This window comes from Cellulosimicrobium sp. RS (assembly GCF_046159675.1).
Lineage (GTDB): Bacteria > Actinomycetota > Actinomycetes > Actinomycetales > Cellulomonadaceae > Cellulosimicrobium > Cellulosimicrobium funkei.
The window spans coordinates 529,824-543,964 of sequence record NZ_JBJXVU010000002.1 but is presented as its reverse complement, the minus strand read 5'-3'; the positions used below and the strand labels follow the sequence as shown (position 1 = coordinate 543,964).

The following is a 14,141-nucleotide window of genomic DNA, read 5'->3' as shown; positions in this document are numbered from 1 at the left end:
CGCCGCGACCCGCCCCACCGGCCCGCCCAGTGATCTCCACCGAACCCGCCCACCCGCCCGTCCCCTCCGTCCGCCGAGCACGAGGTTGCCGTCGTTCCGGGGTCCGTCCCGACGCCAACCTCGTGCTCGACCGAGGGCTGGACCGGGACCGGACGACGACGCCCCGGTCACCACGTGGTGACCGGGGCGTCGGTGGAGCGGGTGTCAGCCGAAGATGGCCGGCAGCGTGCCGCGGAAGGCCGCGTCCGCCTCGCTGAGCGGGACGGTGAACAGGCCCGCGACCTCGAGCGCCTCGCCCGACTCGGCGACGGCGCCGGGCTCGGTGCCCGTCTCGCCGATCTTCAGGACGGGGACGCCGCGCGCGACGCACGCGTCGACGAGCTTGGACTCCTCGCCGCGGGGCACCGCGACGAGCGCGCGGGCCGTCGACTCGGAGAACAGCGCCTCGAACGGCGTGACGCCGTCGCGCTCGGTCAGCGCGTCGAGCGACACGGTGGCCCCGACGCCGAAGCGCAGCGACGCCTCGAGGAGCGCCTGCGCGAGCCCGCCCTCGGAGAGGTCGTGCGCGGCCGACACGAGGTCGTCGCGGCTCGCGTTGACGAGGACGCCGGCGAGCGCCTTCTCGGCCGCGAGGTCCACCCGCGGGGGCACGCCGCCCAGGTGGCCGTGCTCGACGTCGGCCCACGCCGAGCCGTCGAGCTCCGCACGCGTGGTGCCGAGGAGGTAGATGCTCTCCCCCGTCTCGCGCCAGCCCGACGGCGTGGCGTGCGCGACGTCGTCGAGCACGCCGAGCACGCCCACGACCGGGGTCGGGTGGATCGACGAGTCGATCTGCCCCGGCTCGCCGGTCCCGTTGTAGAGCGACACGTTGCCGCCCGTCACGGGGACGCCGAGCTCGCGGCACGCGTCCGCGAGGCCCTCGATCGCCTCGACGAGCTGCCACATCGAGTCGGGGTCCTCGGGCGAGCCGAAGTTGAGGCAGTCGGTCACGGCGAGCGGGCGGGCGCCCGTCGTCGCGACGTTGCGGTACGCCTCGGCGAGCGCGAGACGGGCGCCCGTGCGCGGGTCGAGCTTGCCGTAGCGGCCGTTCGCGTCCGTCGCGAGCGCGACGCCGAGGCCCGTGCTCTCGTCGACGCGGACCACGCCCGAGTCGTCAGGCTGCGCGAGCGCGGTGTTGCCCTGGACGAACCGGTCGTACTGGTTCGTCACCCACTCCTTGGACGCGAGGTTCGGCGACGCGAGGAGGCGCAGGGCCGTCGCGCGGAGCTCGTCGCCGCTCTCGGGGCGGGCGAGCGCGTCGGCGTCCACGGTGCGGGCGTTGAGCCCGTCCTGCCACGACGGGCGCGCGTACGGGCGGTGGTACACCGGGCCCTCGTGCGCGACGGTCCGCGGGTCGACGTCGACGATGCGCTCGCCGTGGTGGTCGATCGTCAGGCGCCCGGAGTCGTTGACCTCGCCGATCACGGCGGTCTCGACGTCCCACTTGGCGGTGATGGCGAGGAACTCGTCGAGCTTCTCCGGCGCGACGACCGCCATCATGCGCTCCTGCGACTCGGACATGAGGATCTCGCCCGCGTTGAGCGTCGGGTCGCGCAGCAGGACGTCGTCGAGCCACACGTGCATGCCGCCGTCGCCGTTCGAGGCGAGCTCCGACGTCGCGCACGAGATGCCGGCGGCGCCGAGGTCCTGGATGCCCTCCACGACCTGCGCCGCGTAGAGCTCGAGGCAGCACTCGATGAGGACCTTCTCCATGAAGGGGTCGCCCACCTGGACGCTCGGGCGCTTGGCGGGCACGCCGTCCTCGAACGTCTCCGAGGCGAGGATCGAGGCGCCGCCGATGCCGTCGCCGCCCGTGCGGGCGCCGAACAGCACGACCTTGTTGCCGACGCCCGAGGCGTTGGCGAGGTGGATGTCCTCGTGGCGCAGCACGCCGAGGCACAGCGCGTTGACGAGGGGGTTGCCCTGGTACGAGGCGTCGAAGACGAGCTCGCCGCCGATGTTCGGCAGGCCGAGGCTGTTGCCGTACCCGCCGACGCCGCTCACGACGCCGTGCACGACGCGCGCCGTGTCCGGGTGGTCGACGGCGCCGAAGCGGAGCTGGTCCATGACGGCGACGGGGCGCGCGCCCATGGAGATGATGTCGCGCACGATGCCGCCGACACCCGTCGCGGCGCCCTGGTAGGGCTCGACGAACGACGGGTGGTTGTGCGACTCGACCTTGAACGTCACGGCCCAGCCGTCACCGATGTCGACGACGCCCGCGTTCTCGCCGATGCCGACGAGCAGGTGCTTCTTCATCTCGTCCGTGGTCGCCGCTCCGAACTTCGACAGGTGGACCTTGGACGACTTGTACGAGCAGTGCTCGGACCACATGACGGAGTACATCGCGAGCTCCGCGGCCGTGGGGCGGCGCCCCAGGATGTCGCGGATGCGCTGGTACTCGTCCGGCTTGAGGCCGAGCTCGGCGAACGGCTGGACCTCGTCGGGCGTGGCGGCGGCGTGCTCGACGGTGTCGAGCGTCGGCGCGGCGGGACGAGCCTCGGAGCGTGCGGAAGCCTGGGGTGCGGGGGCGGTCATCGTTTCCCTCGGGTGGGCGCTGAGCGGGGAGCGCACGACGGCGCGCGGCCAGTCTACCGGCGCCCGGGGAGAGGCCGTCCGGGCGTCTCGCGTCGCGGGCGACCGAGAAGTGAGACGAGCGTCTCGCCGTGCGGAAACCGGGTTTCCGGGTTCCGATGGAGGGGTGACCACCCTTCTCGAACCGACGTCCGGCACCGCCCGCAGCAGGACCAGCGACCTCCTCGACCCGCACCTGGAGCGGCTCGGCCACGAGCTCACGCTCGTCGAGCGCCAGCTCAACGGCTACTCCCGGCGCACGGGCTCCTACGTGGGCCGCGGGGCCGTCGAGACCGTCGAGCCGGCGGAGGGCCGCTACCGGGACGAGCTCGAGGCCGAGCGCGAGCGCATCCTGTCGCGCCTCGAGATGCTCAGCGCCATGCGCGTCGCCGCGTCCTGCTGACCACGACCCCGACCGCGACTCCGAGCGCGGCCACCGTGGGGCGCAGGACGGCTCAGAGCGTCAGCCCCAGGACGACCCCCAGCACGCCGAGCGCGGGCGGCACGAGCTGGACGAGCGCCGCCCGCGCCTTCGACGGCGACGACAGGATCAGCACGAGCCCCGCCGCGACCATCGACCCGGCCCCTGCGACCACGAGCGTCAGGCCGACGTCCTGCCGGTCCGCCGCGTACAGGACGATGCCGAGCACGACGAGCACCGCGAGGAACAGGTTGTAGAACCCCTGGTTGAAGGCCATCTCGCGCGTGGCCGCCGCCTCCTGCGGCGACGTGCCGAACGTGGCGCGCGTGCGGTCGCTCGTCCACGTGAGCGACTCCATGACGAAGATGTACACGTGGATCGCCGCGGCGACCCCCGCGAGCGCCAGCCCGAACCCGATCATCGTCGGTCCCTCCCGGTCCGCGAGGCCGCACGGTGCGCGGACCCCGGCATACCGACCGGGTGTCGCTGCCTCAGCGCTCCTCAGCGTTCCACAGGAGCGGCTCGGCCGCCGCGAGCGCCACGGCCAGCGCGCCGACCACGAGCCCGACGCGCGTGTGCGGCAGCCGCACGCCGCGGTCGCGCAGCCGCTCCCCGCGCCGGTAGACCCACTTCTCGCCCGCGACGACGAGGCTCGTCGCGACCGCGAGCCCGGCCGCCGCGCCCGCGACGGCGACGCCCGCGGGCACCGGCGTGGTGTCGTCGTCGGTCGTCGCCCAGGTGTTGTCCTCCCGCGGGGCGCCGTCGGCGGTCGTGGTCCCGGACGTCGCGTCAGTCCCGCCCGCGTCCGCCTCGCGGGCGGCGTCGCGCAGGGAGCGCAGGCCCTCGCGCGCCTCGGTCCCCTCGGTCGTCGAGGTGAACGTCAGCGCGACGGCGGCCGTCGCGACGGCGGTCTTGGCGAGCGCGCGCGCCCAGCGCGGGCGGACGACGTCGGGCACGGCGTACCACGCCACGGTGGACAGCCCCGCGATCGCCACGGTGCGCGGGTCGGCGGCCCGTCGGGTCGGCGCGTGCTCGGTCATCATGTCCCTTCGTCGGCAGGTGTGCTCACGGGGCCTAACGGCTCGCGGCCGTGCCGGGTTCCTGCGGCGCGCAGGCGTTCGCGCAGGTAGCGCACCGCGGGGGCGTCGGTCATGGTCGCGCGCCACACGACCGTGACCGGGCGGGTCGGGACGGGCTCGCGCACGGGCACCGCGACGACGTCGGCCGGCAGCGGGCCGCGCCCGAGGCGCGGGACGAGCGCGACGGCGAGGTCCTGGGCCACGACCTCGACCTGCGACGCGAACTCGAGGCACCGGAAGTCGATGCGCGGGACGCGCGGCTCGCGCGCGAACATGTGGCAGAACCACTCGTAGCAGATGGTGCCGTCGGGCGTGCAGACCCAGGTCTCGTCGAGCAGGTCGGACGGCGTGAGCGCGGCCCGCCCCGCGAGCGGGCTCGACGCGTGCACGAGCACGTCGGCCTCGTCGCGGAACAGCTCCTCGGCGCGCAGGCTCGGCGGGAGCGCGAGGCCGACGCCCTCCCAGTGATGCACGAGCGCGAGGTCGAGCGTGCCCGCCGCGACGGCCGCGACGGCGTCCCACGGCTCGGCCTCCTCGACGACGAGGCGCAGGTCCGGCACGTCGTCGCGCACCCGCGCGAGGAGCGGGGCGACGACGCCGCGCACCGCCGTCGAGAACGAGCCGAGGCGCACCGTCCCCGTGGGGCGCGCCCCGGCGTCGTGCAGGCGAGCCCGGAGCGACTCGACCTGCTCGCGCAGCGCGCGGCCCTCCTCGACGACGCGCCGCCCCGCGGCCGTGAGGACGACGCCCCGCCCCTCGCGGTCGAGCAGGCGCGCGCCGAGGTCGCGCTCCAGGCGCTTCACCTGCTGCGAGACGGCGGACGGCGTGTACCCGAGGTCGCGCGCCGCGGCGTGCACGGTGCCGGTGCGCTCGACGGCGAGCAGGGCGTCCACGGCGGCGAGGTCGATCATGCGACCGATGCTATCCGGAAGCGGTGCTACCGGGAACCGTGCACGACTGTGCGCTGGACGTGCACGATGCCGCGGGCGCACCCTCGATGCCATGCCGATGCGCCCGTCCCTCCTCGCCGTCCTCGTCGCCGTCGTCTGGGGCGTGAACTTCGTCGTCATCGACCTCGGGCTCGGCGACGTGCCGCCGACGCTGTTCGTCGCCCTGCGCTTCCTCGTCGTCCTGGTCCCCGCGGTGTTCCTCGTGCCGCGGCCCCGCGCGCGGTGGCGGGACGTGCTGCTCGTCGGCACGTTCATGAGCCTCGGCCAGTTCGGCCTGCTGTACACCGCGCTCGCGCTCGGCATGCCCGCCGGGCTCGCGTCGCTCGTGCTCCAGGCCCAGGTCGGGCTCACCGTGCTGTTCGCCGCCGCGGCGCTGCGCGAGGTCCCGACGCGCGCGCAGCTCGTGGGCGTGCTGGTCGGGGCGGCCGGGCTGGTCGTCGTCGGCGTGGGCCGCAGCGCCTCGACGCCGGCCCTCGCGTTCGTCGTGACGCTCGCGGCCGCGGCGTCGTGGGCGGTGGGGAACGTCGTCGCCCGACGCGCCGGGAGCCGCCGCGACCTGGCCTCTCCCTCGCGCGACCAGGGCTCTACCCCGCGCGACCAGGGCTCTACCCCGCGCGACCAGGGCTCTACCCCGCGCGACCAGGGCTCTACCTCGGGCGACCAGGGATCTCCCTCGCGGCCCGGGCTGGAGGGGCTGTCGATGACGGTGTGGTCGGCGCTCGTGGTGCCGGTCCCCATGCTCGGGCTGTCGCTCGCGCTCGACGGGCCGGACGCCGTCGGGCACGCGCTCACCCACCTCACGCTCGCGCCGGTCCTGTCGACCCTCTACACCGCCTGGCTCGCGAGCCTCGTGGGCTACGGGATCTGGAACACGCTCCTCGCGCGGTACCCGGCGTCGGCGGTCGTGCCGTTCACGATGCTCGTGCCGCCTGTCGGGATGCTCGCCGCGTGGCTCGTGCTCGACGAGGTGCCGAACGCGGCCGAGGTGGTGGGCGGCGTCGTGCTCCTGCTGGGCGTCGCGACGACGACGGGCGTCCTCGGGCGACGGCGCTCGCCCGGCACGGCGGTCGTGCCCGGCGCGACGGCCGTCCCCGGCACGGCGGTCGCGCCCGACGCGGCGGCGTCCTCCGTCGCGACCGACCCGCCCTCCCCCGGGCGCCCCGACGCGACCGCGACCGACGGTCCGACCGCGACACGCGCGCGTTCGCGCTGACAGGACGCCCGCGCGGGGGTTCCATGGGAGTCCGGGACGTCCGAGACGCGAGGGAGCCTCTCATGAGCGAGACCGCGGGCCGCACGCAGGAACGGCAGCAACCGGAGCTCAAGCGCGTCATGGGGCCCAGGCTGCTCCTGCTGTTCATCGTCGGGGACATCCTGGGCACGGGCGTGTACGCGCTCACCGGCCAGGTCGCGGGCGAGGTCGGCGGGGCGGCGTGGCTGCCGTTCCTGCTCGCGTTCGTCGTCGCGACGATCACCGCGTTCTCCTACCTCGAGCTCGTCACGAAGTACCCGAGCGCCGCGGGCGCCGCGCTCTACACGCACAAGGCGTTCGGCATCCACCTGCTGACGTTCGTCGTCGCGTTCATGGTCATGAGCTCCGGGATCACGTCGGCCTCCACGGCGTCCAACGCGTTCGCGGGGTTCGTCTCCGACGGGTTCGGGCTCGAGCTGCCGACGGGCGGCGACGGGCGCCTGCTCATCGCCCTCGCCTTCATGGCCCTCGTCGCGCTCGTCAACCTGCGCGGGGTCGGGGAGAGCGTCAAGGCGAACGTCGTGCTGTCGCTCGTCGAGCTGTCCGGCCTCCTGCTCGTCATCTTCGTGGGGCTGTGGGCGACGACGCAGGGCCGCGCCGACTTCTCGCGCGTCGTCGTGTTCGAGAGCGCCGACGACAAGAGCGTGTTCCTCGCCGTCACCGCCGCGACGACGCTCGCGTTCTTCGCGATGGTCGGGTTCGAGGACTCCGTGAACATGGCCGAGGAGTGCAAGAACCCCGTGCGGGACTTCCCGCGCATGATGCTCACCGGGCTCTCGATCACGGGCGCGATCTACGTGCTCGTCGCGATCACCGCCGTCGCGCTCGTCCCCGTGGGCGACCTCACGGACGACGCCAAGGGGTCGGCGCTCACGCAGGTCGTCGCGGCGGGCGCGCCGAACCTGCCGTTCGACACGATCTTCCCGTTCATCGGGATGTTCGCCGTCGCGAACTCCGCGCTCATCAACATGCTCATGGCGTCCCGCCTGCTCTACGGCATGGCGAACCAGGGCGTGCTGCCGCGCGCGTTCGGCCAGGTGCACCCGTTCCGCCGCACGCCGTGGGTCGCGATCCTCGTGACGACGGCCATCGCGTTCGCGCTCATCGTGTACGTCGTGCGGCAGTCCGGGACCGCGGCGGGAACCAACGCGATCGCCCTCCTGGGCGGGACGACGTCGCTGCTCCTGCTCGTCGTCTTCACGATCGTCAACGTCGCCCTCCTCGTGCTGCGTCGCGACCGCGTCGACCACGAGCACTTCCGCACCCGCACCTGGCTCGCGGTGCTCGGCGCCCTCACGTGCGCGTACCTCGCCGGGCCGTGGGCCCGCAGCGCCGAGCAGCAGGAGCAGTACGTCATCGCGGGCGCGCTCGTGGCCCTCGGGGTCGTGCTCTCGTTCGTCACGTGGCTCTACAACCGCTCGGTGCGCCACCGCCGGATCGCGTTCTCCGACGTGTCGCGCCTGGAGGACGACGTCGAGGACGACGGCCCGGGGCGGTGACCGCCGTCGCGCATGATGGGTCCATGCAGATCCGCGTCGCCGCCTACGCCGTGGTCGTCCGCGAGGACGGCCGGATGCTCCTCCCCCACTGGAGCGAGGGGGACCGCGGAGGCTGGACGCTGCCCGGCGGCGGCATCGACCCGGGCGAGGACCCCGCCGCCGCGGCCGTCCGCGAGCGCGAGGAGACCGGCTACGACGTCGAGCTCGACGGCCTGCTCGGCGTCGACAGCCTCGTGATCGACGCCGCCGACCGGATCCGGCCCGAGGACCGCGACCGGTCGCTGCACGCGATCCGCATCGTCTACCGGGCCCACGTGGTGGGCGGCGAGCTGCGCGTCGAGGAGGACGAGTCGACCGACGACGTCGGCTGGTTCACGCCCGACGAGGTCGACGCGCTGGATCGTGTCGGCCTCGTCGACGTGGCCCGCCGGTGGGCCGGCCTGCTCCCCGTGCCGTCGTGACCCGCCCGCGCCGGGTGGCCGGCGGGCGGCCCGGGACGACGGTGCTGGGCGCGCTCGCCGTCGCCGTCCTCGTCCCGGTCGCGCTCGCCGCGTGCACGCCCGGCACCCCGCCGCCGGACCCGGACGCGGTGACGTCCGCACCGGCGCAGGCCCCGTCCCCCGATCCCGGCGCCACCACGGAGGACGGCGGCGCCGCGGACGACCCGAACGGCGACCGGAGCGGCGGCGCCGAGCCGACGGCCGTGCGCGTCCCCGTCGGGACGGCGACGGTCGAGATCGCCGTGCCCCCGCCGACGTCGGGCGGGGCGGCGCCTCCCCGCGTCACGGCCGACGCCGAGGGCGCGTCCGACGTCACGCTCACCCTCGCGGGCGCCCCTGCCGTGGTCTCGGTGGAGGGCGGCTCGCTCGTGCGCCACCCGGACGGCACGCTCACCGTCCTGGACGACGGCGGCACACCCGTCGGCGGGCTCGGCGCCCCGCGCGTCGCGGGCCGGCACGGAGCGGACGGCGCGGACGGCGCAAGCGGGGCGGCGAGCGGGACGGCCGACGGCGCGGACGCCGGCCCCGCGGCGAGCACCCCCGCGCCCGGGACCCCGCGCGTCCGGGTCGCGCTCGTCGACGCCCACCGCGCGGAGGTGACGCTCGTGGGGACCGCGGGGACGACGTCGGGCGCGGACGACGCGGCGGGCGCTCCCGCCGGGGACGCGGACGAGACCGTGACGACGGACGCCGCCGCGGCGTGGGACGTCGTCGTCCCGCTCGGTACGCGCGCGGTGCGGAGCACCGGCTGGGGCGAGCGCGAGGGCGGCCGGTCGCTCGCCGTCGACCCGACGGCGTGGGCCCGCGCCGCCGGGCAGGCGGGCCGTGAGCTCGTGTGGGCGCAGGTCGTCGCCACCGAGCCGGAGGCCGACACCCCGACGATGCACGACCAGCTCGTGTGCCACGCCGTCGGCGCCCCGGACAAGGCGACGTGGAACCTCGAGCCCTGGCGGCCCGACGTCGGGCTGCTCGCCACGATGTCCGCGCGCTGCAACCCCGCCTGACCACCGCCGTCGACCCGACTGCGGCCCGCGCACCGGCTCGGCCGCCGAGCACGACGTCCCTCCCCGTCGAGCACGAGGTTCCTGTCGGCATGCGCCTCGAAACGACAGGAACCTCGTGCTCGGCGGCCGAGACGGAGACCGAGACCGAGACGGCAACGGCCCGGGCGGCGCGACGGCTGGTGGACGTCGTGCCGCCCGGGCCTGACCCTCGGCAGCGGTACCGCTCCGCCTGCGACGCCGAGGACGTTCCGGGGTGGCGCCGAGGACGGCGCCGGGGTGGTCAGCGGGCCTGCGGGCCGCCCTTCGCGGCCCTGCGCAGCGACTTCTCGCTCCGCGGCTCGTCGCCGCTCGCGCGCAGGCGCCGGTAGTAGTCGCGCGCCTCGTCCTGGCGCTCCTTCTCGATGCCCGTCGCGATCGTCGCGCGCAGGTGCTCGGGGCCGTAGCCCCAGGCGTCCACGAGGTCCTGCGCGTGCGGACGCAGCCGGTCGATGAGGCGGTCGAGGTAGCTCGTGACCGTGCGCGCGCGCTGCGTCGAGAGGCGCCCGTTGAGCAGGTACCAGGCGAGGTGCCGCTCGACGAGGCTCAGGCCGAACAGGTCGCGCACCGTGGTGAGGACCTCGCGCGTGCCCGCGTCCTCGATCGTGCCGAGCGCCTGCGTGAACGCCTCCCAGCGCAGCAGCTCCGCGTGGGCACGGGCCGCCTCGACGAGCTCGACCTGGTGGGCGTTGAACAGGTTCGTCGCCGTCTCCGGGTCGGCCTTCTGCGCCGGGCGCAGCGCCTGCGCGACGTCCGCGACCATCGTCTCGACCCGGTCGGTGAGCAGCGCGCGCTGCGTCTCGGGGTCGCGCAGGTGGCCGGCCGCGCGGCGCGGGTCGCCGACGTCCGCGAGCGCCTGCGCGGCCCGCTTGAGCGGCGTGCGGTGCAGCGCCATGTCGCCCGCGCGCTCGACGACGACGCGCGCCATCTGGCCCGGGGTGATGCCCTTGAACTGCTTGCCGTAGTCGGCAAGCAGGCGCTTCGCGACGAGCTGGAGCAGCACGGTGTTGTCGCCCTCGAACGTCGCGTACACGTCGAGGTCCGCGCGCAGGCTCGTGATGCGGTTGGTCGTGAGGAATCCGGCCCCGCCGCACGCCTCGCGCGTCTCCTGGAGCACGTCGAGCGCGAACCGCGTGCTCGTCGCCTTGAGCGCGGCCGCCGTCGTCTCGAGGTCCTCGCGCTGCTCCGGGGTGTCCTCCTCGCCGGAGAACACCGAGTGGAACAGGTCGAGCAGGCGGTCGTGCGCGAAGTGCGCCGCGTAGGTCTCCGCGATGGGGACGATCAGGCGACGCTTGTGCGTGCCGTAGTCGAGGAGCACGACCTCCTCCGTCGGCGTCGCCCCCGTGAACTGGCGGCGCTCGTTCGCGTACCGCACCGCGATCGCGAGGCCGAGCTTCGCCGCGGTCACCGCGGCGCCGTCGAGCGACACGCGGCCCTGGACGAGCGAGCCGAGCATCGTGAAGAAGCGGCGTCCGGGGCTGTCGATGGGGCTGGAGTACGTGCCGTCGGCGTCCACCGAGCCGTAGCGGGCGAGCAGGTCGGTGCGCGGGACCCGCACGTGGTCGAAGTGCAGGCGCCCGTTGTCGATGCCGTTGAGGCCGCCCTTCTGGCCGTCGTCCTCGCCGCCCACGCCGGGCAGGAAGGGCAGCCGGCCGAGCTCGTCGCGCTCACCCGCGGTGTCGCGGATGGGCACGTAGAACGCGTGCACGCCGTGGTTGACGTTCTTCGTGATCAGCTGCGCGAACACGACCGCGGCGACGCCGTGCACGCCCGCGTTCCCGAGGTAGTCCTTCCACGCCCCGCGGAACGGGGTGTGGATGACGAACTCCTCGGTCTCCGGGTCGTACGTCGCCGTGGTGGCGATGCTCGCGACGTCGGACCCGTGGCCGATCTCCGTCATCGCGAACGCGCCCGGCACCGAGAGGTCCATGGCGCCCGGCAGGAGGCGGTCCTGCTGCTCGGGCGTGCCCAGGTGCAGGATCGCCGAGCCGAACAGCCCCCACTGCACGCCCGCCTTGATCTGCAGCGACGGGTCGGCCGCGACGAGCTCCTCGAACCCGGCGAGGTTGCCGCCCGCGTCGTCCGCGCCGCCGAGGCGCTCCGGGTACCCGCGCCACACCTGGCCCTTGCCCACGAGCAGGTGCATCTGCTCCAGCACGCGCTCGCGGTGCTCGCGCAGGCTCTGACCCTCGATGCGCTGGAACGCCTCCTCGCCCGCGGTCGCGCGCGCCGCCGCGCGCAGGTCGGCCCAGCGGCCGAGCAGGATCTTCTCGAGGGCGGCGACGTCGACGCGGGCGGGGCCCTGCGACGTCGGGCCCGCGTCGCCGGCGCTCGTCGTGCGCGGTGCGAGCGCGGGACGGTCGGACGTGGCGGTCATGGCTTCTCCTTGGGGTCTGAGGCGGTCGCCGGGTGCGGAGGGCGGACGGCGTCCGGGCGGGTCGCGCCCGGGTTGTGGGAGAGGACGCCGACGGGGCCGGCCCACAGCCACGCGGCGACGCGCTCGGTGAGCTGCTCGCGGTCGGGGACGTCGGCGCGGTCGCGGTGGGCGAGCCACCACTCGCCGGCGCCCCGGACGAACCCGACGGCGCCCGCGGCCCACGCCGCGGCGTCGGCCGGGGAGACGTCGGTGACCCGGGCGAAGGGCTCGGCGACGAGCTCGATCACCGAGTCGAGGAAGGCGGCGAGCGGGGCGCGGTCGGCGCCGCCCGCGCCCTGGGTGAGGCCGCTCGCCGCGAGCTGGGCGGCGGGCTCCTCCGTCCCCGCGACGGCGCTCGTCCGGGTGACGAAGTAGTACACGTTGGGCGAGCTCTCGATCATCTCGAGGTACACGCCGACCATCGCGCGCAGCGCGCGCTTGGGCGTCTCGGCGGCCTCGGCCGCCTGGGTCAGGGCGTCGTGCATCTGCCCCACGACGGCGGAGCCCAGGGCGACCTGGAGCCCGGTCTTGTCGTCGAAGTAGCGGTAGATGATCGACTTCGACGTGCCCGAAGCCGCCGCGATCTCGTCCATGGAGACCCCGGGGCCTCCCCGGTGCACCGCCTTGCTGGCCGCCCGGATGAGCTCCGCGCGGCGCGCCGCCCGGTGCTCGTCCCAGCGGGTCGACCGACCGTCGACCGCGGCGGCCGGCTGCACCCGCCCTCGGGTGACCGGTCGCGCGTCGGCACCTGCGTTCACGTCGTCCTCCGTTGCGCCCGACCTCGATGTCGTCGGCACCTCGTCACGGGTGCCGTGCCGGGGCAGGGCACAGCCCTATGACCCGACTCACGAAACCGAGAGTATCAGGTACTCTTGGTATTGGACACCAACCGGCCCTCTCCCCCGCCTCGCGCACGCCGTGCCGAGGCGCTCTCCCGGGCCGGCACCGAACGCAGCGCAGCGAGCACGGACAGGAAGTGAGGCACAGTGGCCACCAGCACCAGCCCCCGCCCGACCCCCGAGCAGTCCCCCCGGGAAGACGCCCCCGCGGGCGCTCCCCGCGACGCGTGGGTCGTGGGCGGGAACCGCATCCCGTTCGCCCGCGCCGGCAAGAAGTACGCGTCCGCGAGCAACCAGGAGATGTTCACCGCCGCGCTCGAGGGGCTCGTCGCGCGCTTCGGCCTCCAGGGCGAGCGGCTCGGGGAGGTCGTCGGCGGCGCCGTGCTCAAGCACTCCCGCGACTTCAACCTCGTGCGCGAGTCCGTGCTCGGGTCGTCGCTCTCCCCGCAGACCCCGGCCTACGACCTCCAGCAGGCGTGCGCGACCGGCCTGGAGGCGACCATCGCCGTCGCGAACAAGATCCGTCTCGGCCAGGTCGAGTCGGGCGTCGCGGGTGGCTCCGACACCGTGTCCGACGCCCCCATCGCCGTGAGCGAGGGCCTGCGTCGGGCGCTGCTCGAGGCGAGCCACGCCAAGACGTTCGGCCAGCGCGTCAAGGCGTTCGCGAAGGTCCGCCCCGCCGACCTCGCGCCCCTCACGCCCGCGACCGACGAGCCGCGCACCGGCCTGTCGATGGGCGAGCACCAGGCGATCACGACGGCCCGCTGGGACATCTCGCGCGAGGCGCAGGACGAGCTCGCGCTCGCGAGCCACGAGCACCTCGCGGCCGCGTGGGACGCCGGGTTCTTCGACGACCTGGTCACCCCGTTCCGCGGGCTCGTGCGCGACGACAACCTGCGCGCCGACTCGTCGCTCGAGAAGCTCGCCGCGCTCAAGCCGGTGTACGGCAAGCGTCTGGAGGGCGTCACCCCGACCATGACGGCGGGCAACTCGACCCCGCTCACCGACGGCGCGTCGACCGTCCTCCTCGCCTCGGCCGAGTGGGCGCGCGAGCGCGACCTGCCGCTGCTCGCGCGCGTCGTCGACGCGGAGACCGCCGCCGTCGACTTCGTGCACGGTCACGAGGGCCTGCTCATGGCCCCCGCGCACGCGGTCCCCCGCCTGCTCGCCCGCAACGGGCTCGCGCTCGGCGACTTCGACCTCTACGAGATCCACGAGGCGTTCGCGTCGACCGTGCTCACGACGCTCAAGGCCTGGGAGGACGACGAGTACTGCCGCACCGAGCTCGGGCTCGACGGCGCGCTCGGCTCGATCGACCGCTCGCGGCTCAACGTCAACGGCTCCTCGCTCGCCGCGGGCCACCCGTTCGCCGCGACCGGCGGGCGCATCGTCGCGACGGCGGCCAAGCTCCTCGCGCAGCGCACCGCCGAGACCGGGGCGCCCGCGCGTGCGCTGATCTCCGTGTGTGCCGCGGGCGGCCTCGGCGTCGCCGCGATCCTCGAGTCCGTCCCCGCGACCGACGCCGCCTGACG

At 74.8% G+C, this 14,141-nt stretch carries 12 protein-coding genes; 6 read left to right on the top strand and 6 right to left on the bottom strand.

The window, feature by feature from the left end:
• Positions 1-204: 204 nt before the first annotated feature.
• Positions 205-2,577 carry a phosphoribosylformylglycinamidine synthase subunit PurL gene (gene purL, locus ACI769_RS05585; RefSeq protein ID WP_085386614.1) on the bottom strand — a complete coding sequence of 791 codons (2,373 nt, stop codon included), beginning with the start codon at positions 2,575-2,577 and terminating at the stop codon, positions 205-207.
• A 163-nt stretch (positions 2,578-2,740) separates the two neighbouring features.
• Here purL and ACI769_RS05580 point away from each other — a divergent pair, with 163 nt between their 5' ends.
• Positions 2,741-3,016, top strand: a complete 276-nt coding sequence (locus tag ACI769_RS05580; protein WP_034651373.1) for a hypothetical protein — start codon at positions 2,741-2,743, stop codon at positions 3,014-3,016.
• Positions 3,017-3,068: 52 nt separating this feature from the next.
• On the opposite strand, the gene ACI769_RS05575 is transcribed toward ACI769_RS05580, so the two are convergent.
• From ACI769_RS05575 to ACI769_RS05565, 3 genes are all read right to left on the bottom strand, one after another.
• Entirely contained in the window at positions 3,069-3,455 is a 387-nt protein-coding gene (locus ACI769_RS05575; protein ID WP_021482312.1) for a DUF1304 domain-containing protein, read from the bottom strand.
• A gap of 70 nt (positions 3,456-3,525) precedes the next feature.
• Positions 3,526-4,074: a hypothetical protein gene (locus tag ACI769_RS05570; RefSeq protein WP_085386615.1), complete on the bottom strand. Its 549-nt coding sequence runs from the start codon at positions 4,072-4,074 to the stop codon at positions 3,526-3,528.
• A complete protein-coding gene (locus tag ACI769_RS05565; RefSeq protein ID WP_186325200.1) occupies positions 4,074-5,024 on the bottom strand; it encodes a LysR family transcriptional regulator in 951 nt (316 codons plus the stop codon). The genes ACI769_RS05570 and ACI769_RS05565 overlap by 1 nt, the downstream gene beginning before the upstream one ends.
• A gap of 91 nt (positions 5,025-5,115) precedes the next feature.
• On the opposite strand from ACI769_RS05565, the gene ACI769_RS05560 reads away from it, so the two are divergent.
• From ACI769_RS05560 to ACI769_RS05545, 4 genes are all read left to right on the top strand, one after another.
• Positions 5,116-6,276, top strand: a complete 1,161-nt coding sequence (locus ACI769_RS05560) for an EamA family transporter (RefSeq protein WP_409141297.1) — start codon at positions 5,116-5,118, stop codon at positions 6,274-6,276.
• 62 nt (positions 6,277-6,338) lie between these two features.
• Entirely contained in the window at positions 6,339-7,814 is a 1,476-nt protein-coding gene (locus tag ACI769_RS05555) for an APC family permease (protein ID WP_085386617.1), read from the top strand.
• A gap of 23 nt (positions 7,815-7,837) precedes the next feature.
• Positions 7,838-8,275, top strand: a complete 438-nt coding sequence (locus tag ACI769_RS05550) for an NUDIX hydrolase (RefSeq protein WP_409141296.1) — start codon at positions 7,838-7,840, stop codon at positions 8,273-8,275.
• Entirely contained in the window at positions 8,272-9,318 is a 1,047-nt protein-coding gene (locus tag ACI769_RS05545; protein WP_198163104.1) for a DUF2599 domain-containing protein, read from the top strand. The genes ACI769_RS05550 and ACI769_RS05545 overlap by 4 nt, the downstream gene beginning before the upstream one ends.
• A gap of 280 nt (positions 9,319-9,598) precedes the next feature.
• Here ACI769_RS05545 and ACI769_RS05540 read toward each other — a convergent pair whose 3' ends face one another.
• Positions 9,599-11,731 (bottom strand): acyl-CoA dehydrogenase, encoded by a 2,133-nt coding sequence (locus tag ACI769_RS05540; RefSeq protein ID WP_085386618.1) that lies wholly within the window; start codon positions 11,729-11,731, stop codon positions 9,599-9,601.
• Positions 11,728-12,528: a TetR/AcrR family transcriptional regulator gene (locus ACI769_RS05535; protein WP_232322631.1), complete on the bottom strand. Its 801-nt coding sequence runs from the start codon at positions 12,526-12,528 to the stop codon at positions 11,728-11,730. Before ACI769_RS05535 ends, ACI769_RS05540 begins: the two co-directional genes overlap by 4 nt.
• Before the next feature lie 228 nt (positions 12,529-12,756).
• Between ACI769_RS05535 and ACI769_RS05530 the strand changes: the two genes are divergently transcribed.
• Complete coding sequence (locus tag ACI769_RS05530; RefSeq protein WP_043654485.1) at positions 12,757-14,139, top strand: acetyl-CoA C-acetyltransferase; 1,383 nt, start codon at positions 12,757-12,759, stop codon at positions 14,137-14,139.
• The last annotated feature ends 2 nt before the right edge of the window (positions 14,140-14,141 follow it).

What these genes read in the sequence shown, in the direction of transcription:
- ACI769_RS05565 (WP_186325200.1), bottom strand. Translation starts at nt 5,024, where the DNA reads ATGATCGACCTCGCCGCCGTGGACGCCCTGCTCGCCGTCGAGCGCACC.
- ACI769_RS05560 (WP_409141297.1), top strand. Translation starts at nt 5,116, where the DNA reads ATGCCGATGCGCCCGTCCCTCCTCGCCGTCCTCGTCGCCGTCGTCTGG.
- purL (WP_085386614.1), bottom strand. Translation starts at nt 2,577, where the DNA reads ATGACCGCCCCCGCACCCCAGGCTTCCGCACGCTCCGAGGCTCGTCCC.
- ACI769_RS05550 (WP_409141296.1), top strand. Translation starts at nt 7,838, where the DNA reads ATGCAGATCCGCGTCGCCGCCTACGCCGTGGTCGTCCGCGAGGACGGC.
- ACI769_RS05570 (WP_085386615.1), bottom strand. Translation starts at nt 4,074, where the DNA reads ATGACCGAGCACGCGCCGACCCGACGGGCCGCCGACCCGCGCACCGTG.
- ACI769_RS05540 (WP_085386618.1), bottom strand. Translation starts at nt 11,731, where the DNA reads ATGACCGCCACGTCCGACCGTCCCGCGCTCGCACCGCGCACGACGAGC.
- ACI769_RS05555 (WP_085386617.1), top strand. Translation starts at nt 6,339, where the DNA reads ATGAGCGAGACCGCGGGCCGCACGCAGGAACGGCAGCAACCGGAGCTC.
- ACI769_RS05575 (WP_021482312.1), bottom strand. Translation starts at nt 3,455, where the DNA reads ATGATCGGGTTCGGGCTGGCGCTCGCGGGGGTCGCCGCGGCGATCCAC.